Origin of the sequence: Streptomyces sp. NPDC059248, assembly GCF_042753905.1 — a bacterium.
Lineage (GTDB): Bacteria > Actinomycetota > Actinomycetes > Streptomycetales > Streptomycetaceae > Streptomyces.
Window position 1 is genome coordinate 1 of sequence record NZ_JBHYZV010000101.1, and the last position, 22,536, is coordinate 22,536.

At 71.3% G+C, this 22,536-nt stretch carries 21 protein-coding genes; 12 read left to right on the top strand and 9 right to left on the bottom strand.

Annotation, left to right across the window (positions count from 1 at the left end):
• Positions 1–90: 90 nt before the first annotated feature.
• Entirely contained in the window at positions 91–339 is a 249-nt protein-coding gene (locus ACFXG1_RS29665) for a hypothetical protein (RefSeq protein WP_384713711.1), read from the bottom strand.
• A 334-nt stretch (positions 340–673) separates the two neighbouring features.
• On the opposite strand from ACFXG1_RS29665, the gene ACFXG1_RS29670 reads away from it, so the two are divergent.
• Both ACFXG1_RS29670 and ACFXG1_RS29675 read left to right on the top strand, forming a co-directional pair.
• Positions 674–1,276, top strand: coding sequence for a hypothetical protein (locus tag ACFXG1_RS29670; protein WP_384713714.1), 603 nt, complete (start codon positions 674–676; stop codon positions 1,274–1,276).
• A gap of 45 nt (positions 1,277–1,321) precedes the next feature.
• Positions 1,322–1,831 carry a DUF5949 family protein gene (locus ACFXG1_RS29675; protein WP_384713717.1) on the top strand — a complete coding sequence of 170 codons (510 nt, stop codon included), beginning with the start codon at positions 1,322–1,324 and terminating at the stop codon, positions 1,829–1,831.
• Here the strand turns inward: ACFXG1_RS29675 and ACFXG1_RS29680 are convergent.
• Positions 1,821–3,134 carry an MFS transporter gene (locus ACFXG1_RS29680; RefSeq protein ID WP_384713720.1) on the bottom strand — a complete coding sequence of 438 codons (1,314 nt, stop codon included), beginning with the start codon at positions 3,132–3,134 and terminating at the stop codon, positions 1,821–1,823. The two genes, ACFXG1_RS29675 and ACFXG1_RS29680, sit on opposite strands and share 11 nt — an antisense overlap.
• A gap of 67 nt (positions 3,135–3,201) precedes the next feature.
• Between ACFXG1_RS29680 and ACFXG1_RS29685 the strand changes: the two genes are divergently transcribed.
• Positions 3,202–4,290 (top strand): ArsR/SmtB family transcription factor, encoded by a 1,089-nt coding sequence (locus ACFXG1_RS29685; protein WP_384713723.1) that lies wholly within the window; start codon positions 3,202–3,204, stop codon positions 4,288–4,290.
• Here ACFXG1_RS29685 and ACFXG1_RS29690 read toward each other — a convergent pair.
• Positions 4,268–5,572 carry a cytochrome P450 gene (locus tag ACFXG1_RS29690; RefSeq protein ID WP_384713726.1) on the bottom strand — a complete coding sequence of 435 codons (1,305 nt, stop codon included), beginning with the start codon at positions 5,570–5,572 and terminating at the stop codon, positions 4,268–4,270. The genes ACFXG1_RS29685 and ACFXG1_RS29690 overlap by 23 nt on opposite strands.
• Positions 5,573–5,807: 235 nt before the next feature.
• Here ACFXG1_RS29690 and ACFXG1_RS29695 point away from each other — a divergent pair, with 235 nt between their 5' ends.
• The 3 genes from ACFXG1_RS29695 to ACFXG1_RS29705 all read left to right on the top strand — a co-directional run bounded on the left by ACFXG1_RS29695 (position 5,808) and on the right by ACFXG1_RS29705 (position 7,776).
• Positions 5,808–6,317: a hypothetical protein gene (locus ACFXG1_RS29695; RefSeq protein ID WP_384713729.1), complete on the top strand. Its 510-nt coding sequence runs from the start codon at positions 5,808–5,810 to the stop codon at positions 6,315–6,317.
• Positions 6,318–6,446: 129 nt separating this feature from the next.
• The gene (locus tag ACFXG1_RS29700; RefSeq protein WP_384713732.1) at positions 6,447–6,881 is read left to right on the top strand and encodes a tyrosinase family oxidase copper chaperone; all 435 of its coding nucleotides are present in this window, start codon (positions 6,447–6,449) and stop codon (positions 6,879–6,881) included.
• Positions 6,874–7,776 carry a tyrosinase family protein gene (locus ACFXG1_RS29705; protein WP_384713735.1) on the top strand — a complete coding sequence of 301 codons (903 nt, stop codon included), beginning with the start codon at positions 6,874–6,876 and terminating at the stop codon, positions 7,774–7,776. Before ACFXG1_RS29700 ends, ACFXG1_RS29705 begins: the two co-directional genes overlap by 8 nt.
• Positions 7,777–7,874: 98 nt before the next feature.
• Here ACFXG1_RS29705 and ACFXG1_RS29710 read toward each other — a convergent pair whose 3' ends face one another.
• Positions 7,875–8,129 carry a chaplin gene (locus ACFXG1_RS29710; protein ID WP_384713738.1) on the bottom strand — a complete coding sequence of 85 codons (255 nt, stop codon included), beginning with the start codon at positions 8,127–8,129 and terminating at the stop codon, positions 7,875–7,877.
• Between the two features lie 173 nt (positions 8,130–8,302).
• On the opposite strand from ACFXG1_RS29710, the gene ACFXG1_RS29715 reads away from it, so the two are divergent.
• Positions 8,303–8,545, top strand: a complete 243-nt coding sequence (locus ACFXG1_RS29715) for a hypothetical protein (RefSeq protein WP_384745320.1) — start codon at positions 8,303–8,305, stop codon at positions 8,543–8,545.
• 280 nt (positions 8,546–8,825) lie between these two features.
• Here ACFXG1_RS29715 and ACFXG1_RS29720 read toward each other — a convergent pair whose 3' ends face one another.
• Positions 8,826–10,448 carry an amidohydrolase family protein gene (locus ACFXG1_RS29720; protein ID WP_384745322.1) on the bottom strand — a complete coding sequence of 541 codons (1,623 nt, stop codon included), beginning with the start codon at positions 10,446–10,448 and terminating at the stop codon, positions 8,826–8,828.
• Positions 10,449–10,464: 16 nt separating this feature from the next.
• On the bottom strand, positions 10,465–11,742 hold the full coding sequence (locus tag ACFXG1_RS29725) for an amino acid deaminase (protein WP_384715908.1): 1,278 nt from the start codon (positions 11,740–11,742) through the stop codon (positions 10,465–10,467).
• 237 nt (positions 11,743–11,979) lie between these two features.
• Between ACFXG1_RS29725 and ACFXG1_RS29730 the strand changes: the two genes are divergently transcribed.
• The 5 genes from ACFXG1_RS29730 (at position 11,980) to ACFXG1_RS29750 (ending at position 16,926) form a co-directional block, all read left to right on the top strand.
• A complete protein-coding gene (locus ACFXG1_RS29730; protein ID WP_384745328.1) occupies positions 11,980–12,969 on the top strand; it encodes a sugar kinase in 990 nt (329 codons plus the stop codon).
• A complete protein-coding gene (locus ACFXG1_RS29735) occupies positions 12,966–13,718 on the top strand; it encodes an IclR family transcriptional regulator (RefSeq protein ID WP_384715911.1) in 753 nt (250 codons plus the stop codon). Before ACFXG1_RS29730 ends, ACFXG1_RS29735 begins: the two co-directional genes overlap by 4 nt.
• A 67-nt stretch (positions 13,719–13,785) precedes the next feature.
• The gene (locus ACFXG1_RS29740) at positions 13,786–14,196 is read left to right on the top strand and encodes a RidA family protein (protein ID WP_384745325.1); all 411 of its coding nucleotides are present in this window, start codon (positions 13,786–13,788) and stop codon (positions 14,194–14,196) included.
• Positions 14,197–14,603: 407 nt separating this feature from the next.
• Complete coding sequence (locus tag ACFXG1_RS29745; RefSeq protein WP_384723302.1) at positions 14,604–16,088, top strand: GntP family permease; 1,485 nt, start codon at positions 14,604–14,606, stop codon at positions 16,086–16,088.
• 421 nt (positions 16,089–16,509) lie between these two features.
• Positions 16,510–16,926: a prevent-host-death protein gene (locus tag ACFXG1_RS29750; protein WP_384717880.1), complete on the top strand. Its 417-nt coding sequence runs from the start codon at positions 16,510–16,512 to the stop codon at positions 16,924–16,926.
• Positions 16,927–17,226: 300 nt separating this feature from the next.
• Here ACFXG1_RS29750 and ACFXG1_RS29755 read toward each other — a convergent pair whose 3' ends face one another.
• The 3 genes from ACFXG1_RS29755 to ACFXG1_RS29765 are packed head-to-tail and all read right to left on the bottom strand — an operon-like array spanning position 17,227 to position 22,255.
• Positions 17,227–18,207 (bottom strand): thiopeptide-type bacteriocin biosynthesis protein, encoded by a 981-nt coding sequence (locus tag ACFXG1_RS29755; RefSeq protein ID WP_384717882.1) that lies wholly within the window; start codon positions 18,205–18,207, stop codon positions 17,227–17,229.
• Positions 18,208–18,227: 20 nt separating this feature from the next.
• Positions 18,228–19,388, bottom strand: coding sequence for a lanthionine synthetase C family protein (locus ACFXG1_RS29760; RefSeq protein WP_384717884.1), 1,161 nt, complete (start codon positions 19,386–19,388; stop codon positions 18,228–18,230).
• Positions 19,385–22,255 carry a lantibiotic dehydratase gene (locus ACFXG1_RS29765; protein WP_384717886.1) on the bottom strand — a complete coding sequence of 957 codons (2,871 nt, stop codon included), beginning with the start codon at positions 22,253–22,255 and terminating at the stop codon, positions 19,385–19,387. Before ACFXG1_RS29765 ends, ACFXG1_RS29760 begins: the two co-directional genes overlap by 4 nt.
• Between the last annotated feature and the right edge of the window lie 281 nt (positions 22,256–22,536).

The window sequence follows — 22,536 nt, forward strand, 5'->3', positions numbered from 1 at the left end:
CTTGGGTGGGTGTTGGGTGGGGGGGGGGCGGCCCCGGACCCGGTCGGCGGCCGAGGGGAGCGGGCGCGCGGCCGCGCGCCCGCGTGGGCGTCAGGCCGGATGGGAAGAGGCGCGGAGCCAGGGGTGCGGGGGCGGGAAGCGGGATGTGCGGGCCCATTCGAGGTCCGGGCCGCCGGGGAGGGTGCGGTTGGCCGCCGCCCATTCGCGGATCAGCTCTTCGTAGATGGGGGTGGCGCCGGTCGAAGGGGCCGCCTGGTGGGCGGGCTGGTCCGGGTACGCGTGAGGAGCCGGAATGGTCGGGACGCGCTGCCATCGGGGCGTCGGGGATGTCCTTGCCATACGACAGAAAACGGGGGCTCACCGGGCGAAGTCACTGTGCACATGCCTACGCGGAGTAGCGCAGGAACGGTTTTTCGAGGCGCGCGGTGTGAGCCGGTGCCCGGGGGCTCCGCCTCCGCGCACCGGCGCTGGAAGGGCGCGTGAATCGGGGTGCGGGGGCGGAGTGCGCGCCCCCGGGGGACAGGGAAGGCGTACGCCGGGGGAGTGCGGATGGCTCGTTGGGGTGTTCGTACCGCGACACGACCCCCGTGGACCGCCTGAACGGCGGATTCCCGGCCAAAAGGGCGTGATCATACGGAAAACGTGCCGGACGAGGGGACCGATGATGCGACTGATGCGACGTAAGGCCTGGCCGCTGGTGCTGCTCTCGGTGTGCGTGCTGGGCGGCGGGGCGACCGGCTGTCAGGGCGCGCCCGCGGACCGGCCGGCGCCCGAGCCGGTGCGTCCGCCCGCCGCCGCCGGTCCGGCCGGGGCGCAGGACACCAAGGGTGGCGGGAAGGCGGTCGCCGGGATCGGTGACGCCGTCGACCTCGGTGGCCGGGCCTCCGGCGAGCATCTGCGGATGTCGGTCCTGGCCTATGTCGACCCCGCCGTCACGGTGCCCCCGCGCGGCGGGCGGACAGCGGTTCCCGGGCCCCCGGACGGGCAGCGCAGGATCGGGGTCTCGGTCGCCCTGCTCAATGTCGGCGGACATCTCTACGACACCCGGCGGACGAAGACCTGGGTCACCGATACGAAGGGAAAGCGGCATCCCGCGGTGCCCGGCGGGGAAATCACCACCGGAATCCCGGTGGAATGGAACACCCTTGCGGTGGGTGAATCCGCGGACGGCTGGCTCGTGTTCGATGTACCGAAGGCCGCGTTTATCACCGAATTCCATGGTGACCTCGGGGAATCGACCGTCGCCTGGCGGCTCCAGGCTCCGCCGAGCAGGTGAATCCCGCGGGTGACGGGGCCGGTCGGGGCACTAGGGTGCCGAGGCATGACGACAGCCAACTCCACCGCATCAGCCAAGAATTCCGTGGACCGAGCCCATTTGGGCACCCTTTCCGTACTCGCCTGGACCGGCGACCCCGAGGCCGGGCACGACATGCCGTATCTCCTCGTCTATTCACTCGGCGACGGGACCGGTGACGCCGAGGAGAACGAGGCCGCCCTCGTCGGAATGGTCGAGGAATGCGGGCTGCGGATCGGGGATCTCGCCGACGCCACGTCCGCGTCGGTCAATTCCCCGATCCGGCTGCTCGTCGAGGGCGGACAGGCCGTCCTCAACATGCCCTATCTCAGCGCCCAGTGCCCCGTGCCCCCGGAATGGCTGTCCGCCGTCGGCGGCCGGGGCCATGCGCATCTGATCATCGCCTCCCGGACCTGGCCGGAGGCCGCGCCCGGCGAACCGGTCACGGAGGAGACCCTTCAGCGGTTCCTCGGGGACGAGGACACGCTGCTGTCGTCGGGCCATGTCCTCGTACGGATTTCCCAGCTCAGGTCGTAGCGGGAGGCTTGGGCGGGGCCGTGTCCCGGGCGGCCGGAGCCGCCGCGGGTCCGGTCCCGCCCCGGGCCGGTGACGAGGCCGGTGACGAGGCCGGAGCGGGGGCCGAGTCCGAGTCCGAGTCCGGGTCCGGGGCCTGGGCCGGCGCCTGACCACCGGTCCCCATCGCCGCGAGGGCCAGGGTGACGGCCAGCGACGCCACCGCCATCAGCGTCATCGCCGTGGCCGGTGAGGTGAACTGGGCCAGGGTGCCCGCGAGCAGGGCGCAGATCCCCTGGAGCGCGGCCATACCGGTGGCGTGCAGGCCGAGGGCCTGGCCCGCGAGGTCGTCGGGGGTGTGGGCCATCAGACGTTCCTGCAGGATCAGCCCCGCGGCGAAGCCGACGGACGAGACACCGATGACCACCGCCGACAGTGCGACCCCCGGCTGGAGGAAGAAGAACAGATACGGCGCCGCCAGCAGCAGCCGCAGCGGGATCGCGAGCCGGGGCCGCAGCGTCGGCGGCAGCAGCCGGCCGACCAGCAGATCGCCCAGGAGCATACCGAGCGCCCCGAAGGCGTACAGCAGGCCCGCGGCGTCGGGGGCGTACGAGACGTACAGGGAATTGCCCCCGACCACCAGGCCGTTGGGGACCCACAGGTTCAGATACGCCAGCCGGCGGGGGCGCGACGACCACAGACGGGCGTTGCTCCGCCAGGTCGCCGAGACGGAAGGGCGGCCGGCGGAGCGCGGCGGGCGTGCGGTCAGGCCCAGCCGGGTGACCAGCGCCGACAGCAGATACAGCGCCGCCGCGAGCAGCAGGCACTCCCGGGGCGAGAGCACCGTCAGCAGCAGTCCGCCCGTCGCGGCCCCGGCCACCTGCATCAGGCCCCAGAGCATGTTGAAGACCGAGCGCCCCAGAACGTAACCGTCCTTGGGGAGGATCTCGGCCAGCAGCCCGGCGCGCGCGCCGCTGCCCAGCGACCCGACCAGGCCCTGGAGGAGGACGACGGCGAAGAGGGCCGCGACCGGCAGGCCGGGCACCGCCAGGATTCCCGTACCGGCCGTGAAGGCGAGACCGAGACCGGTCAGGACCGCGCGCGGCGGCAGCCGGTCGGCGCCCGAGAGCAGGAACGCGCCCCCCAGCAACTGGGCGATCTGCGGGCCGAACATACTCACCGCGGTCAGTAACGGGGAGCCGGTGGCCCGATAGACAAGTGTGCCGATGGCCAGTGCGCCCATCATCTGACCTGCGGCGAAAACGGCGAAGGAGAGCATGAAGGGGGTTACTTCCGGCGTTCGGAAGAGGGTGCGGTAGCTGCGCATGGGCCGAAGTCTGGGAGCACCGACGGCTCCTGTTTACTGTTTCGCCGAGGCGCGAAAGGTCGTACGCATGGGCTTGTGGCAGATCGACACCGACACGCTCGCCCGCAGCCGGTTCACGCTCTCGCCGTTCGCCGAGACCTTCGCGAGCCTGCAACTGCTGAACACCGGGACCGGCGCCCATCCGGGCGAGGACGCCTGGCTGCGGACGCATCTGCCCGGCTATCGCGCGCGGCTCGCGGCCGACCCGGTGGCCGGACCCCTCGTACGGGCCGCGATCGGCACCTCGTGGATCGCCGACTTCTTCTGCCCCACCTCGTGCGTCGGCGAGAGCTTCGAGGACACCGTGGCCCGGGTCCGGGCGGCCGGGGCGGGGGAGGCCCGGGAGAATCTGCGCGTATCGCTCAAGGGTCCGCTCCCCGCCGCCCTCGACCGGGACGATCTGCCCGAGCGGGCCACGGAGCTGCTGACATATGTGTGGGGCGAGACCGTACGGCCCTACTGGGAGCGGCGGCGGCGCGTCCTGGAGGCCGACATGGTCGCGCGGACGGCCCGGGTCGGGCAGGACGGCTGGGCGGCCGTACTGGACTCGCTGCGGCCGGGGACGCGCTGGCTGGGGGAGGGCGGGTTCCAGGTCAACCGGAACGCCTATCCGCCGCGGACCATAGCCGCCGACGCCGAACTGCTGTTCATGCCGGTGACCCCGCGGCGGGGATGGGTCTCGTGGGAGGGGCGGGAGCGGTACGCCGTCGTCTACCCCTGCCTCGGCGTACTCGCCGAGGACCACGACCGGCGGCCCGTCCCGGCCGGCCTCGGGACGCTCCTCGGGCCCGCGAGGGCGGCCGTGCTGGCACTGCTCGGGACCCCGCTCAGCACCACCCAGCTGGTCGCGGTGACGGGGCAGGGACTGGGTTCGGTGGGGCGGCATCTGCGGGTACTGCTGGACGCCGGTCTGGTGGAACGGCGGCGGGCCGGACGGTCGGTACTGTACGTGCGGACCACGGCCGGGGAGGTCCTGCTGGAGGCCTCGCGGCCGGAGCGGTCGGGGCCGGAGCGGGGGTCTTACGCCGCCGGGCCCGGCGCTCCCGTCGCCGCCGAAGGCCCCGGCGCTCCCGAAGGCCCCGGCGCCCCCGGGCTCAGACCCGGCGGCGCGGGGTGAAGGCGAACGGCAGCGCCCGTACCCGGTTGTCGAAGCTGGAGTCGATCAGCTCCGCCGGGCCCGTCGCCCGCAGGTCCGCGGTCCGGGCCAGCAGCTCGCCGAAGACCGCCCTCATCTCCTGGCGCGCCAGATGGGCGCCCAGACAGTAGTGCGGCCCGCCGCCCCCGTACCCGAGATGCGGATTGGGGGAGCGGGTGATGTCGAAGGTGTCGGGGGCGTCGAACACGGCCTCGTCGCGGTTGGCCGACGCGTAGAACAGCACCACCTTCTCGCCCGGCCGGAAGACCCGGCCGCCCAGGGCGTGCTCCGCGACCACCGTCCGGCGGAACTGGATGATCGGCGTCGAGTGCCGGACGATCTCCTCCACCGCCCCGTCCCCGTACCGCCCGGGATCGGCGGCCAGCAGTTCGCGCTGCTCGGGATGGTCCCCGAGGAGCACCAGACCGTGCGCCAGCGCGTTGCGCGTGGTCTCCACCCCGGCGACCAGCAGGAGCGAGAAGAACGCCCCGAGCCGGCGGGCGTCCAGCGCCTGTCCGTCGACATCGGCGGTGACCAGGGCCGTGATCAGATCGTCCCGCGGGTCCCGGCGGCGCTCCCGTGCCAGCCGCGCCATCACGAGATGCAGATGCGCCAGGGCCCGCAGCCCCCGCCCCGGCATCCGCAGCCGCCGCCGGCCCACACCGATGTCCCGTGACGCCTCGTCGATCCGGCGGGCGATCTCCCGGCGGTGGTGCCCGGGGACGCCCATCAGATCGCAGATGACCTCGAACGGCAGCCGGGAGGCGACCGCGGCGACGAAGTCCGCGGGCCGGTCCCGGATCACCTCGTCCACAAGGCGTTCGGCCACCGCCCGGACGTTCTCCTCGGCGGCCGCCAGCAGCCTCGGGGTGAACGCCCGGCCGACGATCCGGCGGAGCGCCGCGTGCTCCGGATCGTCCAGGTTCACCATCGAGTCGCCGAACAGCGCCTTCACCCAGCCCGCCGGTTCGGGTGTGGTGACACCCGGCGCGCTGGCGAAGACCCGGGACGTACGGCTCGCCTCCTGGACGTCCGCGTGGCGGACGAGGGCGTGGAAGCCGCCGGGCCCATCGGGGGCGCCGAACCGGACCGGGGCGTCGAGCGCCCGCAGCCGGGCGAAGGCGGCCAGCCGGCGCGGGCGGGGCAGCCGCCAGAAGGCCGGATCCGCGAGATCGTCCACATCGGCGGTCCCGGTGGGCGCGGCGGTCTCAGCGGGTCTGGTGGGTCCTGTCACCGGCGGGGCGAGGGGCGCGGGGATTTCCATGGCCGGGGTACTCCTCGGGGTCGGGCGGGCCGTCCTCGGCCATTGTCCGGCTATCAAGGGCTATGTGATGCTTCGTTACGACGCGCCGCCCGAAGCACTGTTGCTGCATTCGGGGGAACTTCGCGCTGTCCCCCGCGCCCCGGTCGTTGTTGAGCCCGGAAGCAACACGGCGGTCGGACCGCCCGGCGACACGCGCCGGAGCGCGCCGACGAGCGCAGAGGGGACACATCCATCCATGAAGTCGACCACCCGAGGTTCCGTCGCCGCTCTCCTGGCCTGTGTGGCGTCGGCCGTGGGCGCCGGCGCCGGAACCGCCGCCGCGGCTCCGTCGGCCCCGGTCAATCTGCCGCTGGAGGCCCTGGAGACCGTCCTCCCGGTCCCCGCCCCCGAACTGAGCACCGGTGTCCCCGTCCCCGTACCGCACGCCCCCGAGGCCCCGGCGCACGTCGCCGGGCGGATGCTGCCGTACGGGGCGCTGCCCCGGGTGCCGCTCAGTACCGAACTGCCCGTCACCGAGGCGGGCCTGCCGCTCACCGAACCCCTCGGCGACCGGCGCCTCGGTGTCGCCCGGATCGCCTCCGAGGCGGCCGAACTGTCCCTGGCGACACCGGGCGCGTCGCTGGGCGCGCCCCTCTCGGCGCCCCGGCCCGAGCTGTACGGGCAGCCCGAGCCGGTACTCCCGGAGGTCGCGCTGCTCACCCCCCATCTCCGGGGCGCGCCCACCGCGGGTGTGCTGCTGGACTGACAGTCGTACCGCCCGTCCCTCGCGCGCACCGCGGTCCACCCGGACGAGGAACCCTTTCGCCGTCGTCTCGTTGACAGGGTTCGTACTGTTCCGTACCCCTGTTCACGACCGCATCGCGAAGGGCGACCCATGCGTATCCCCGACCGCCTCGGTACCTTCCGTACCCTCCGCCCCAGCCGCCGGATCGCCTTGCGCGCCTTGTTCACGGCGGTGGTGGCCGGAGGGACGGCCGGAGCGCTCGCACCGCTGCTCAAGGCGGGCCGGGCCGGTCCCGGGGCGGGGGTCGGCGAGCGGTTCGCGGAGGTGTACCGGGGCCGCCGGATCGAGGGCAGCGCCACCGTGCTCGTACCGGCGCACGGCCATGGCGGCGGGCCGGAAGAGAAGACGGCGCCGCCGACGATCGAGGTCCGGATCGACGGGCGACCGCTGCACATCATGCGCCGCGCCGACGGCAGCTATCTGAGTCTGGTCAACCATTACGAGTCCTTCCCGACCCTGCGCGAGACGGCGCGCGCGGCCGTGGACGAGCTGGGCTCGGCACAGCTGGTGGCGCTCCGTGGCTGACGCGACGACGGCGAAGGGCCCGACGACGGCGAAGGTCCCGGTCCGGAAGAACCAGCGCGATCTGACCGCCGTGGAGAAGAAGCGCCTGGTCGACGCGGTGGTGGAGCTGAAGCGGCGCGGCGAGTACGACGAGTTCGTACGGATGCACGGCGACTTCTACGTCACGGACGGCGAGCTGCGCCCCCGCGCCGCCCATATGACACCCTCCTTCTTCCCCTGGCACCGGCGCTATCTACTGGAGTTCGAACGCGCGCTCCAGCGGGTCGACGACCGGGTCACCGTGCCGTACTGGGACTGGACCCGGGACGCGTCGGCCACGGCGGCGCCGTGGACGGACGACCTCCTCGGCGGTACGGGCCGGCCGGGCGACCGCCGGGTGACGTCCGGCGCCTTCGCCTTCGGTACCGGTAACTGGCCGATCAACTCGCGGGTCGCCGACGGCCGCTATCTCACCCGTGACCTGGGCCGCCCCTCCGACCCCCTGACCCTGCCGACGAAGGACGACGTGGACCGGGCGATGGCGGAGCGGGAGTACGACGCGGCCCCCTGGGACTCCACGGCGCGCGGCGGCTTCCGCAACGCGCTGGAGGGCTGGGCGGCGGGCAGCCCGGAGCGGTGGCGCACCCACAACCGGGTCCACCGCTGGGTCGGCGGGCTGATGCTGGGCGCGACCTCGCCCAACGACCCGGTGTTCTGGCTGCACCACGCGTTCGTGGATCTGCTGTGGGAGCGGTGGCGGAAGGCGCACCCGGGCTCCGGTTATCTGCCCGAGGCCCCGCTGCCGCGCGGCGACCGCCAGCACCGCAGGGTCTTCGCGCTGCACGAGCCGCTGCCGCCGTGGGACGTAACGGCGTCGGAGCTGCTCGACCACCGGGGCTGGTACCGGTACGCGTAACCCTGTCGTGCGGCGCCCGGCGCCCGGGGCGAAAGACCGAGGGCCTCACCTCCGACGGACGGTCGGGGGTGAGGCCCTCGGGCTCGGGGGGTCGGTGCTTAGTACGCGCCGCCACCGGTGTTCGCGCACTGGTTGCCGAACGCCGGGTTCAGCAGCCCGATCACGTCGATGGTGTTGCCGCAGACGTTCACGGGGATGTTGATCGGAACCTGCACGACGTTGCCGGAGATGACACCGGGGGAGTTGGCGGCGGCGCCGTGCGCTCCGGCGTCGGCGGCGGCCATGCCCGCGCCACCGGCCAGCAGGGCGCCGGACCCGGCGAGAACGGCGGCGGCCTTCGCGATACGCGACATCAGTAGTTCTCCTTGCAGAGTCTGAAACATCGGCCGCGGGGTTTGCGGCCTTCACGTTGACAACGCGGTACCCCTTGGGTGGTAACGGATCTTGTCGGAACTCTCGGAACTGATCGTCTGTGCGAGTGCCGTTCGGGCGTGACTCCGGGAGGGCTTACGGCGTTGCGCCGGGCATGAGCACTCACGGAAAGCACCGCAAGCACCGCACCCCGGTCCGCCCCGCCCGTGCGGTGGCCGTCGCCGGGTTCGCCCTGGCCGCGTTGGCGGCGGCGGGCGCGGGTACGGCGGCTCAGGCGGCCCCGGCGACGGCCACCGCGACGAGCGGCGGAGAGGTGGACCGCAACCTCCTGAAGCCCCCGCCGGGCGGCCTCATCACCCCGGTCGCCAACGCGGCCTCCGGCCTTCTCGGGGGGTAACCCCCCGGGGCCCTGGGGCCCGCGCCCCGAGGCGCTCCGGGTAACGGCATCCCGCCGTGGCGGGGACTGCTGAGTCCCGTCCGCGCCGGGTCTGTGGCTTGTCGCGCAGTTCCCCGCGCCCCTGGATACCTGGTGTTCGCCCACTTGCGAAATGGGCCCGGCCGGGCGCGTACCCGGGCCCCCGGCACCCCCGAAGGGACCCGTGCCGGGGCCCCGACGGCGGTGGGGCCCCAGCACGGGCGGTTACCGGGCGCGGCCCCGAGGCCACGCCACGCGGCGGTCAGTTCGGCGGCGGCGGTGTCCGCCGGATCGACCGGCCCGCGAGGACGTCCGTACGGACCCCGTCCTCGATGACGAACCGGCCGTCGATCAGTACATGCGGAATCCCCGTCGGCAGGGTGCGCGGCGCCGCGAACGTGGAGCCCGCCGCGACCGTGTCCGGGTCGAAGAGGACCAGGTCCGCGCGGTATCCCTCACGGACCAGGCCCCGGTCGGCGAGCCGGAGCCGGGCCGCCGGGCGGGAGGTGAGGTGGGCGACGGTCTCCTCCAGGGTGAGGACGCCCAGTTCGCGCGCGTACCGCCCGAGGTAGTGCGGGAAGGTCCCGTACGCCCGGGGGTGCGGCTTCGCGCCTTGGAGGATGCCGTCGCTGCCACCGGTGTGGACGCGGTGGCGCATGATCGCCCGGACGTTCTCCTCGTGCCCGACGTGCTGGAGGATCGTGGAGCCGAGCCGGTCCGCGATCATCAGGGCGCGCGCGGTGACCCAGGGGGCCTCGCCGCGTTCCTTCGCCGACTCCTCGATCGTCTTGCCGACGTAGCCGCCGAGCGCCGGGTCGGCGACGCCGGAGATCTCGATGGTCTCCCACTCCATCGGCACCCCGTGGCAGCCGTCGGAGCCCACGACCTCCAGGTGGTGGCGGATCCGCTCCGCCGTCTCGTCGTCCCGCAGCCGGTCCAGCAGCGCGTCGGGGCCGCCCTCACTCGCCCAGCTGGGGAGGGTGGCGACGAGGGTCGTGGAGCCGGGGGTGTACGGGTAGGTGTCGAGGCTGATGTCGGCGCCCTGGTCGAGCGCGTCGTCCAGCAGGGCCAGCAGATCGCCCGCGCGCCCCTTGTTGACGCCGAAGTTCATGGTGGCGTGGGCCAGGTGCAGGGCGCAGCCCGCGTCCCGGCTGAGCCGGACCATCTCCTCGTACGCCTCCAGCGCCCCGGCGCCGTAGGACCGGTGGTGCGGGCAGTAGTAGCCGCCGTACGAGGCGACGACCCGGCAGAGTTCGGTCAGTTCGGACTGGGGGGCGTACATCCCGGGGGTGTAGGTGAGCCCGGACGACATGCCGACGGCGCCCTGTTCGAGGCCCTCGGCGACGAGCTGCTTCATCCGGGTCAGTTCGTCGTCGGTGGCGGGGCGGTCGTCCCAGCCGACGACGGCCATCCGGACGGTGCCCTGGGGGACGAGGTACGCGGCGTTGACGGCGATGCCCCGGTCGAGCCGGTCGAGGTATTCGCCGACCGTACGCCAGTCGAAGTCGACCGAGTCGTCGCCCGGGCCGCCGCCGTTCCAGCCGTTGATGGCCCGGCGGACACCGGCGAGGGTGGCGTCGTCGACGGGGGCGTACGAGATGCCGTCCTGGCCGAGGACTTCGAGCGTCACGCCCTGCGCGGCCTTGGCCTCGTGGCCGGGGTCGCGCAGCAGGGCGAGGTCGCTGTGGGCGTGCATGTCGATGAAGCCGGGGGCGAGCGCGAGCCCGGCGGCGTCGATGACGCGGGCGCCGGGGGCGGCGGCGGGCGCCGGGTCGCCCTCGCGGCGGATCGCGGCGATCCGGCCGTCGCGTATCAGGACGCCGGCGCGGTACGAGGCGCCGCCGCTGCCGTCGACGACCCGGGTGTCACGGATGAGGAGGTCCATCGCGGTCCCGCCTGTCTCAGAAGAAGGTGCGGATGTAGTCGGTGACGGTGCCGTCGGCCTCGACGAGGGGGATGAGCTGCCACTTGTCGAAGGCGGTACAGGGGTGGGACAGGCCCATGCCGATCCAGTCGCCGACCTCCAGATCGGCGTCGGGCGCGGTCCGCACCCAGCCGTGCTGGTCGGACAGGCCGCTGATCTCGATCCCGGTGGCGGGGCGGATCTCGCCGGTCCCGGCGTCCCTGACGACCTGCGCCTCCGGCAGATCGAGGTCGTACGCCGCGTCCCGCTTGCCCGCGTTGAGGAACGCCTGCTCGGCGCTGGGCCGGGACACGACCTGCGCCCACAGCCGGAACGCGGGCTGGAGGGCGCCCTCGTCGGGGACCCGGTTGAAGGGGGTGAGGTGCCGGTAGTGGCCGTCGTCATGGGAGACGTACGCGCCGGAGCGGAGCAGTTTGAGCACCGGCCGGGAGAGGGCGGGGATCTCGGCGAAGACGTCCGCGACGGCGTCGAACCAGGCGCTGCCGCCCGCGCTGATCACCACGTCGGAGCTGTCGGCGAACCGGCCGTCGCGGTCGAACGCGGCGGTGAGGGCGACCAGCCGGCGCAGCCAGGCCCTGACCCGCTCGCCGTCGGCGTCGGGCACCTCGCCCTCGTATCCGGCGACGCCCACCAGACGGAGGGTCCCGGTGGCGGCGACCGCGTCGGCGACGGCGGCGCACTCGGCTTCGGTACGGGCGCCGGTGCGGGCGCCCTCGCCGGCGCCCAGCTCGACCACGACCTCCAGCGGACGGCCGGCCCCGGCGTCGGTCAGGGCGCGGTCCATCAGTTCGACGCCGCGTACCGAGTCGACGTAGCAGACGAACCGGAAGTCGGGGTCGCGGTCCAGCTCACCGGCGAGCCAGCGCAGGGCGGCCGGGTCGACGACCTCGTTGGCGAGGAAGATCCGCTGGATGCCGTGGGCGCGGTAGACGCGGGCCTGGTGCGGGACGGCGGCGGTGATGCCCCAGGCGCCGCGCTCCAGCTGGCGGGCGAAGAGCTGGGGCGACATGGAGGTCTTGCCGTGCGGGGCGAAGACCAGGCCGTGGCGCTCGGAGTAGGTCTGGAGGAGGTCGAGATTGTGCTCGACGGACTCGGCGGAGAGCGCCAGGACGGGGGTGGTGAAACCGCCGGTGAACAAGGAGCGCCGTTCGGCCGCCAGCTCGGCGACGGTCAGCCCGTCTGCGTCGGGCGGCAGCGCCTTGAAGCGGTGGTCGACGCGCTCGTGGCGGAGCTGGCCCAGCGGATCGGCGGGCATGGAAGCCTCCTCGGTTCTGTTCGGTCTCGCGGTCACCAGGTTTGTTGCAATCTCTGCAACGGTCATTGCGTATAACGCTCGGAGCTGTCTAACATCCGGCGCAGTGCCGGGTCAATGGACCCGACGCCCCCAGACCCGCGAGGAGCCCCAGAGGTGAGCAGCGTGAACGGACCCGGCGAACCGTCGGGCACGGAGGTCACGGCCCCGGTCGCCGAGGTGACCTGCCTCGGCGAATCCATGATCACGTTTCTGCCCGCCGTACCCGGACGCCTCGCCGACGTCCCCGCCTTCACCCGCGCCATCGGCGGCGCCGAGTCCAATGTCGCCTGCGTCCTCGCCGCCGCCGGACACCGCGCCGCCTGGGTCAGCCGGGTCGGCGCCGACGGCTTCGGCGACCACCTCGTCGCCGCCGTCGCCGCCTACGGAGTCGACACCTCCGCCGTCGCCCGCGACCCCGGTCGCCCCACCGGCGTCTACTTCCGCACCGCCACCGACCGGGCCGCCTCCGGCCACGAGGTCGCCTACTACCGGGCCGGGTCCGCCGCATCCGCGATGTCGCCGGACACCGTCCCGTACGCCCTGGTCTCCCGCACCCGCGTCCTGCATCTCTCCGGGATCACCGCCGCCCTCTCCGCCGACTGCCTGGCCCTGCTGCGCCATCTGATGCTTCCCCGCGCCGGGCGCCCCTTGATCTCCTTCGACGTCAACCACCGGCCCAAGCTCTGGCGGGACGCCGACGCCGGGCCCGTACTGCTCGGCCTCGCCCGCGGCGCCGACCTCGTCTTCGTCGGCGAGGACGAGGCCGAGACCGCCTGGGGCATCACCGGTCCCGACGCGATCCGCGCCGCCCTGCCCGAGCCGGGGACCCTCGTCGTCAAACAGGGCGCCGCCGGGGCGGTCGCGTACGTCCGCGACCCCGGCCGCGCCACCGACAGCGTCGTCTTCGTCCCCGCCCCGACCGTGGACGTCGTCGCGCCCGTCGGCGCCGGGGACGCCTTCGCCGCCGGCTATCTCTCCGCCGCCCTGCGCGATCTGCCCACCCGGGACCGGCTGCGCCACGGCCATCTGACCGCCGCCGCGGCCCTCACCGTCCCCGGCGACCTCGGCACGCCGCCCGACCGGGACCGCGCCGACCGGCTGGCGGCGATCGACGACGACTCCTGGGAGAGACTTCGTCTCGGCCCCGGCTGGACCTCAGCCGTGGATGAGGAGGTACGTACACCATGAGCCAGACCGTCGACCGCGCGCTCAGCATCCTGCCCCTGCTCGCACAGGGACCGGCAGACCTCGGACAGGTCGCCCAGCGCCTCGACGTCCACAAGTCCACGGCGCTGCGGCTGCTGAGGACCCTCCACGACCACGGCCTGGTCTTCCGCCAGCAGGACCAGCGCTACCGGCTGGGCGCGCGGCTCTTCGCCCTCGCCCAGGAGGCCATCGAGAACCTCGACGTCCGCGAGATCGCCCACGCCCATCTCGTCACCCTCAACGAGCAGATCGGACACACCGTCCATCTCGCCGTCTACGAGGAGAACGAGGTCCTGTACATCGACAAGGTCGAGAGCCGCTATCCCGTACGGATGTACTCACGGATCGGCAAGCCCGTGGCGATCACCGTCGCGGCCGTGGCCAAGCTGCTCCTCGCCGATCTGCCCGAGACCGAGCGGCGGATGATCGCCGAACGGCTCGACTACCCCATGTACACGTCCAAGTCGACGCCGAACGCCGCCGCGTTCCTCAAGGAGCTGGCGACCGTACGCGACCAGGGCTGGGCCACCGACCTCGGCGGCCACGAGGAGTCCATCAACTGCATCGGCGCCCCCATCCGGGGCGCGGGCGGCAAGGTCGTCGCCGCGATGTCGGTCTCCGCGCCCAATGTGGTCGTGACCGCCGACGAACTCCTCACCCTGCTGCCGCTGGTGCGCCGTACCGCGGACGCCATCAGCCGGGAGTACAGCGGGGCGGTCACCCCCCAATGACTCCCTCCGGAGCCCCCTCCACTTCCCCTTCCAGACCCATTCCGCCGCCGACGAGCAAGGAAAGCGCATGACCGAGAAGATCGCGATCACCCCCGCCACCCACACCGCCCCGCCCGCGAAGTTCTCGCACGGCGTCAAGAAGGGCAACATCCTCCAGGTCGCCGGACAGGTCGGCTTCCTGCCCGCCGTCGAGGGCCAGGCCCCGACGCCCGCCGGTCCCACCCTGCGCGAGCAGACCCTCCAGACCTTCGCCAACGTCAAGGCGATCCTGGAGGAGGGCGGCGCGAGCTGGGACGACGTGGTGATGACGCGCGTCTACCTGACCGACGTCGACCACTTCGCCGAGATGAACGAGATCTACAACGCCTACTTCGAGGAGCAGGGCCTGACGGCGCCCGCGTCCGCGCGTACCACCGTGTACGTCGGCCTGCCGGCCGGACTGCTCATCGAGATCGACGCGCTCGCCGTCCTCGGCTGACGCGCCCCCTGACGGTCACCGGCGGACCGCCCCCTGCACGGCCCGCCGGTGACCACCCCCTTCCCGGGTTACCGCGGCCCCCCGACGCGCCCCCTGTACGCGTCCCCGGGCCCCGGTTCGTACCGCCGTACGCACCACCCACCACACGGCCGACGGGCGCCACCACCCTCGCGCGCCCCACCTGCCGCACCCGTCTCACGCCCACCCCGCGTGACACCTGCTGAACTCCCCTGCGTGGAACCCCCCTGAACTCCTTCTCGAACCCCTTCTCGACTTCCTTCTCGAACCTCTTGAGTCACTACCGCACCACCCACCACGGTGCGCGCTCCCCGGCCCCTGCCTCCGGAGTGCCGTACCGCGGTCCGCCGTACCCGAGAACCCCTCCACCGACGTAAGGGTTTGTCGTGTTGCCCACCGCCACCATCGCCGCAACGGCGCCCGCCACCGAGGCGCCGCCCCACACCGGAGGACTGCTCCTCCTCATCGACGGCACCGCGGGTCTGCTCACCGTCGCCGCGCTCGGCATCGTGCTGCTGCTGGTCCTGATCATCAAGATCAGACTCCAGCCGTTCGTCGCCCTGCTGGCCGTCTCCATAGCCGTCGGCCTCGCCGCCGGACTCTCCGTCACCGAGCTGTTCGGCACCATCCAGCGCTCCGCCGCCACCTCGGTCATCGAGACCGGTATGGGCGGCATCCTCGGCCATGTCGCCATCATCATCGGCCTCGGCACCATGCTCGGCGCCATCCTGGAGGTCTCCGGCGGCGCCGAAGTCCTCAGCAAGCGGCTGCTCGGCCTCTTCGGCGAGAAGCGCGCACCGCTCGCCATGGGTGTCACCGGTGTGATCTTCGGTATCCCGGTCTTCTTCGACGTCGGCATCTTCGTCCTGGCCCCGATCGTGTACGCCGCCGCCAAGCGCTCCGGCAAATCGATCCTGCTGTACGCGATGCCGCTGCTGGCCGGTCTCTCCATGACCCACGCCTTCCTGCCCCCGCACCCCGGCCCGGTCGCCGCGGCCGGACTGCTGGACGTCTCCCTGGGCTGGGTCATCCTCATGGGCATCGTCGTCGGCCTCCCGGCCGTCGTCGCCGCCTGGGTCTTCTCCGACTGGATCGGCAAGCGGATCCATGTCGACGTCCCCCAGGACATGGTGGAGGCCGCCGAGGAGGCCAAGGCCACCGTCGCCGCCGACCGCGCCAAGGAGGGCCGCAGCGCCCCCGAGTCCGAGGTCTCCCTCGCCACGGTCCTGCTGATCATCGGTACGCCGCTGGTGCTGATCCTCGCCGCGACGTTCTCCTCCATCGCGCTCGACGAGTCGACCCTGCGGTCCGTGATCGAGTTCTTCGGCAACCCGTTCGTGGCCCTGACCATCGCGCTGATGATGGCGTACTACCTGCTGGGCATCCGGCGCGGATGGTCCCGCAAGTCCCTGGAGCAGGTCTCCACCTCGTCCCTGAAGCCGGTCGGCAACATCCTGCTCGTCGTCGGCGCGGGCGGCGTCTTCGGCGCCGTCCTCAAGGCGAGCGGCGTCGCGCAGGCCCTCTCCGACACCTTCGAGGACGTCGGCCTGCCGCTCATCGTGCTGGCCTACCTGATCTCGCTGGTCCTGCGGGTCGCCCAGGGCTCCGCCACGGTCGCCATCGTCACCACGGCGGGCATCGTCCTCCCCCTGGTCGAGAGCGGCGACCACTCCCAGCCGTTCCTCGCCCTGGTCATCATGGCCATCTCCGCGGGCTCCATCTTCGCCTCCCACGTCAACGACGGCGGCTTCTGGATCGTCGCCAAGTACTTCGGCATCTCGGAGCGCGACACCCTCAAGTCGTGGACCGTCCTGGAGTGCGTCCTCTCCGTCGTCGGCTTCGCGGTCGCGGCGGTGTTGAGCCTCTTCGTCTAGGGAGTTTCTTTCGGATCAGGCCGGATCAGTGAGCGGGGTCTGGTGCCGTGGATCGCAAGGCGGAGGATGGAGTCCACGCGGAGCGTAGGCGACTGACGACAACGCGGCGAGGCGCGGTGCCAGGGCACGCGAGCCCGGCAAGATCCGAAAGAGACGACCTAGCCCCCGCCGCTCCGGGCCCCGGTCGGCGGCGCCCGGGGCGGCGGTCGTACCCGTACACGAAGGGGTGTACGAGGGCGGGGGCGTGCGGACTTCGGTCCGTACGCCCCCGCTTTTCGTCTTTCCCGTAGGACGTGATGGACCCTGGAGGACTGCCTGCCCGCTCGGGTGATCCGCTCGCGACGCCCGCGACCGAGGTTCCTGAGCACGTGACGTACTTACCAAGGTGGGCATCCTGAAAGGACACCAGGAGGAGGACGCCATGTCCGCAGTGCACTACGAGAGCTACACGGAGGCGCGCACACACCTCAAGGACCTTCTCGATGCGGCTGGCGAGGGTCGGGTCGCGACCGTACGTCGGGACTCCGATCGTGCGGCGGTCGTGGATGCCGAGCGGCTGCGTCACCTTCTGTCACTGGCCGGCTCCGCGAAGGCGCAGGCCGTCGCGGAGTCCGACGGCTGGTCGATTTTCATCCCGGGACTCCCGGTGGCAGCGGACGGAGCGTCTTTCGACGAGGCCGTCGGCGAGATGGTCTCTGCTCTTCGTGACTATGCCGAAGACTGGCAGGCCCGTTTGCGTACAGCCCTGAATCATGACGACAACTGGGGCTTGGTGCAGCTGATCGCCCTGAGTGACGACCAGCAGTTGGCCGATTGGCTGGTCGGAACGCACAGGTGAACCGACCACATCCGGCCCGGGGAGCCCCGGCGGTGCCGAAGGAGGTGCTGCCCCACGGGCCTCTCGGACCAGTCAAATGCCGCCCGACCTGGGAGTATCCCCATTCAGGGCTCAGTTTGGTCCGGCGCCTTTTGGTCAGTTTTGACCGCTTTTGCCCTTCTTGGGAGCGCGGATGGGGAACGAGCCGGGCGGACGGCCACCTGGGGCGAGCTGTCCCGGGCAGTTGCCACTACATCGCGAAGGTGATGCTTTGGCCTCACCTTGTCGCGGAGATCAGCGTTCACGACACCCACGGCTGAGTTACTCGCCAAAGATTGTGCCCCTCGCTACCTGGGCCACGATGCTCTGTTGAGGCGCGGACAGTCCCATTCTGTTCCAGTGGAACAGAATGTGCCGCTGGACGACGTGCCGTGTGCCTCGACCGAGCTGGTTGGCGAGGGCGGCCTCTTCCAGTTGCTTCCCTGCGCTGTAGAAGGCTTCGAACCATGACGCCTGGTCTGCGAGCGGGCCGCCGGTTTCGAGGAGCTTACTACTGGCGCCTACGTCGAGGGTCAAAAGACTCAACAGTGCTGGCCTCATTGCGTGGAGTCGTTCTGATGGAGTGTTGGGTGGAAGCGGGCGGCTGGTTTCTACGCGGTGCCAGATATCGCCCTGCTCAGCCCACTCCTGTCCAGCCCCGCGCATCAGGGTGCTGAGTAGAAGAATGGAGAGTTCCTTCCGGCCAAGGGGAGGCTCCGCCTGGCCGGGCAGGCGGCTGATGGAAGCGAGGAGTTCGCGACTGTCGGCATGGAAGAGACGATGGGCGATGTCGATGCCTGTGGGGCCGCCGAAAGCGTAGGTCTCGGGTTCGTAGATCGACTCCCACCAGTGGTCGGCTGCATTGGCAGTGACCATGGTGTCGAATGCCTGTGCCGTGAGGGTCTTCACTCCTCCGGGGATGCCCGAGGGACCTGCGCGGACGCGGATTCGCCAGCAGGGGAACTTGCGGATGAACCACCATGCGGCGATGGTGCCGTCGGCTTCCGCCCGCTGGAGTACCGGCCACAGGTGGGCTATGACGGACTGCTCTGCCGTTTGCCAGTCCCGGAACTGCACGTATGCCTGGAACCAGTCGGGTTGGGTGCTGGCGTCGAGGGCGGCCTGGCCGGCGGAGCGGTAGAGGTCTATGGCGTCTTCGAGGGTGTTCGGGTCCAGCGACGCGTCGGCCGCGGCTTGGCGGAGAGGTGTGCCTCCGAGGACAGTGTGTATCGCTTGTTCGACCCCTTGGACCGGGATGTGCATGCGGACCTCCTCGTGGGGCGTCAGGTGATAAGGAGACAGGCGTCCCATACGGAGGCAGGGGCGTGGTCGGCGTCAGTGGTTTCAAGGGCCAGCGCGGCACCGGTAGGGCCGGTCAGGAAGCCCTCTTCCTGACCGGGGTCCTGGACCACGAGACAGTTCCGGAGCTGGGCGAGGGCCTCTGTGAATGCGCCGGGTAGGGCGTCCTGAGCCGCACGGCGGGTGGTTTGGAGGAGGCCCGCTGTTCCGTGGCAGAGGCCGGACTTCTGGACACGGGTCGTCTGGGCGGGGTCGGTCACACAGTGGAGGAGGGCGTCTTCGGCCATGCGTTGGCGCTCGGTGTCTTTCAGCGCGAGGGCAGCGAGCTGTTGGGCACGGGCGAGGCCGGGGACTCCGTAACACCACGACGGAGGGGCCGGTGTCGACTGAAGGGAAGCGCCGGCACGGTGTTCGGGGAGAGTGATCCACCGAGGCCACCAGGGACCTGCGGTGGCATTCTGGCGGAGGGTATCCAGCAAGGCGCAGATGTGGTCTATGGCTTCGGTGTGGCCGTTGACCGTGATGCCGTGGCGCTTCGCCAGGGCCAGGAGTGCCAGGGGGCCGGCGATGCCGTGGGCCATGCCGACGTTCGCGTGGCCGTCACGAAAGTGGTCCGACGGGTTGGCGGTGGGCCCATGGCTGACCCACCAGCCGGGGAGCTGTTCGGGGTCTCCAACGAGGGGCTGGGCCAGCCGGACGAGGTAGGAGAGCACGCCTTGCAGCTGTGGGCCGAGGGGGTTGCAGCGGAGCCAGTAGGCGCCCAGGCCGGTCAGCCCGTACAGCACGTCGAACTCGGTGGTTCGGGGTCGCTCACCCCGGTCGATCCGGGCGTTCGCCCTGGTCAAGCGGCGGTCCGTGACGGCGGCGACGCTGGCGTCCAAGGTGTGGAGAGCGCCCGCGTACCGGTCGGTGCCGCCTGCGGCTGTGTGGAGGGCGAAGGCGACGGCGGGCGCTCCGAAGAAGAGGGAGGCGTCGTCCCCGGCGATGAGGTCGTGGGCGGTGATGGTGCGGAGGAGGCTGTGGACGTCGTCCCAGGTACCGCTGCTGTTGTGAGCACGCTCGATGAGGAGCAGAGCTTCTCCGACCGCGCCTCGGGACAGTGATTGGGAGCGGGCTGCTCCTTCCGTCGATCCGGCGGTGCTCATGGCGTGCCTCCGTTCCGTTGGACGAGCCAGGAGAGAGCTGCGGCACGGGCGAGGCGACGGCATTCCTTCTCGCACTCTTCATCGATGCCGATCGCCCGGATGTGGTGCATGTGGAGCAGGGAGGCGAGCACGGAGTCCGGGGTGTGGTCGGTGGATGCGTCGAGCTGGGACCGATAGGCGAGCACGACGGTTCGACGGCGGGTCCACGCTGAGCTGACCGCGGCCGGGGCTCCGCCAGAGGCTGAGAGGTGCATGGTCTCTCCGAGGACTGCGCGGGGAAGCGCCGGCCCCGGTACTCGGTCGGTGTGGTCGGTCAGCCAGTGCATCCCGGCCTCGGTGCTGCCAGTGAAGGCGGTGGCCAGGTCGACGAGGCTTGCGGCGGTTGCCGCCTGTGGATGGAGACCGTGTTCGGGGGTGAGCTGCGCGATGACGGCGGCGGAGTCGGCCGCGAAGACCGCTTCGGCGGCAGACATGGTGGAGCCGGTGCCGTAGCGGCCGGTCTCGGGGAAGTAGGTGTCCCACTGGAGGCGGTTGAGCAGGCCGTCGCGTCGCAGTGTCTCGGCCCAAGCGGCGACGCGTTCGGTGGTCGCACCGAAGTCCGTCGCTCCGAGCACGCGAAAGCGGAGGCGTAGATGGGGGTCCGGGTCGCGGTAGGGCACGAACCACCACTCGGGCGGGTTCGGCCATGTTGCGAGCAAGTAGGGGAGGTGGGCGGTCAGAAGAGAGGTGAAGCCTTCCGGACGGGCGTAGAGCTTGGCGTAGGCCCAAGGGCTGCTTCCCGGGAGGTGCCCTTGGGAACTGTTGACCGATCCGGCAGAAGAGGGAGGAGCGGGGGCCTGGGTGGAGGCCAGCGCCAGTGTGATCTCGTGGGCGCGTCCGCCGAACCATCCGTGCGCGGTCGGCTCCGGTGCTTCATACACAGTGGCGTGGCCGGCGCGGTCCAGTTCGTCCCTCACGAGCTGGAGGTGGCTTTCCGTGTCCAGGTCCAGGTGCAGGCGCTGGTCGGAGTCCCCGAGGCAGACGGTCTCTGGTACGCCGTACCGGGCTCGCCAGGGGGCGCCGTCGGTGAGATCCGGTGTGGTCATTCGCCAGCGCGCGGTGGAGAGCACCGTACGGCCGTAGCGAATGCGGGGGAGGTACGGGAGGCGGCTGGCAGCGCCCCAGGAGAAGGGCGACAGAACAGCGGCACATGAACGGGGAAGCTCGGAGAGGAAGCGGACCAAGGGGTGCGTGACGTTCGTCAGTTGCACCGCGTTGAGGACCGTCGGCTCGACGGCCTTGCCCCGGGAGAGCGAGACCAGGCACAGGCCCTGGACGTCACCTCGTACAGCCAGGTCGTCCAAGGAGAGCCCTGTTCGGTGCTCGGCGAGGGAGATCACCTCGGGGAGGACCTCGGGTGCCCTGCTGACGTTCTCGGTGCGGGGCCACAACGGTGGACTGGATATCTGAGCCCGCAGTGCGTTGGCGGTGATCGTGGGCAGGGACGCGTACGTGGCGGCGATGAGGTCGCGGTCGGGCTCGTCGAGGAGATCGAGGAAGCGGCCCGTGGTGGTCCCGGCGCCCAGGGAGAGCCCTTTCACCACAAGCCGGAAGTCACCGCTGTCGAGCGCGGCTCGCGTCGGAGCCTGGACGTGGAAAGAGAGTTCGGTGTGTGCGGGCAGGCAGGCGGGGGTGCCGACCGCGAGTCGGTCGAGGTCGTGGTCGGTGAGTACGACCTCGCGGGCGTTGTCGGCGGTGGCTCGCTGCACGAGGGAGAGGAGCCGCTCGTCCCGATCGGTCAGATACGGGGTGGGCTTCTCCAGCAGCGATCCGCGGTATCCGGCTGGGAATCCGAGCCCTCTCGTTGGATCGACGAGTTCCCGTACGGGGACGACAGCACCCGGCCCGTACCGCTCCAGGAATCTGCCGAGGTAGTCGCGCCAGACGGGAGGCCCGGGCGGGAAAGGGCTCAGGCGGACGATGGCGCCCATCGCCTGCTCCGCCTCCCGCGCCACCTCCTTGGGTAGGACGGCATCACAGTCCAGCCGGAGATCCACGGCCAGTGGCTGTTCCACGACACGACTCAGGGGCGTCATCCGCTCGGTGACGGACGCCCGGACAGCGGATCGTACGGCGGGCGCGACGCGGTTGTGCCGTGTGAGCGCCTCCTGGATCTCGTAGAGGTGGCGGACCGGCTCCGCCACCTCGGGGATGGTGTGCGCTCGTATGGTGATCAGTTGTTCCGTCACATGGCCGAGCGCGTCCGTGACCGTCATCGGTGACCGCAGGCTGCTGATCAGTACCCGGTGGGCGACTAGTTCGCTGAGTAGTTTGTCGACCGTCGTGGCCGGCACGCCGGGATATTCGGTGGCGATCTTTCCCGCCAGAGTTCCCGCGGGCAACGGAGACCGTGCGGCGCTCAGAGCGATATCGACGGCCCTGGTGTGGCGCAGACTCACCTCGGCGGGCCCGTCCTCCTCCCCCTGATGCTGCTGCTGGTGAGGTATGACGAGCTGTCCGTCGCGTACGAAGCAGGTGTTGTCCGTCATGACAGGCAGATGGCGCAGCAATGCGGGGCACGATTCCAAGGACGTGAGCACGTCCGACAGCCAGACGGCGTCGGCCCGCGCGAGGGCTTGGTGCTGATCGCCCCAACGCATCGAGGTCTCGGCACCGAAGCGGGCCGGGGCGACGCCCGCGAAGAGGCCGAACGGTGTGGCTCGATGCCGCATGCGCAGGAGGTAGCGGGCGAGGGACATGCCGGCCTTGCGGATCAGGCGTGGTTTCTCGACTTCGCCCGCCAGTATCGCGCGTATCCGGCGGGCGAGGAGTGGACTCGCGACTTCGATGGCCTCCGCTACCTGCTCGTCGGCCCGGACGATGTCCAACCACTCACGCCAGCGTTCCCCGTCCTCAGCCGCAATACCTTGCGCGTCGGGCCAAGACGGCAGTGCGAAACCGTCCCGGTGTGCGGTTGCCCGTATCAGCGCGGCTTCTGTGGAGCGGTACAAAGCGTCCTCACCTCAGAGGTGCGGGCCGGTGCCCGAGCCTTATGAGGCTCGGGCCCCCGCCGCGGGGGCGCCGGGCACGCAGGGGGTGGTTGTGCAGGCGCGCGGCCCACTGGGGGGGGAGTTTTGGGGTGGGGTGGGTAATATAAAAAAAATAAACA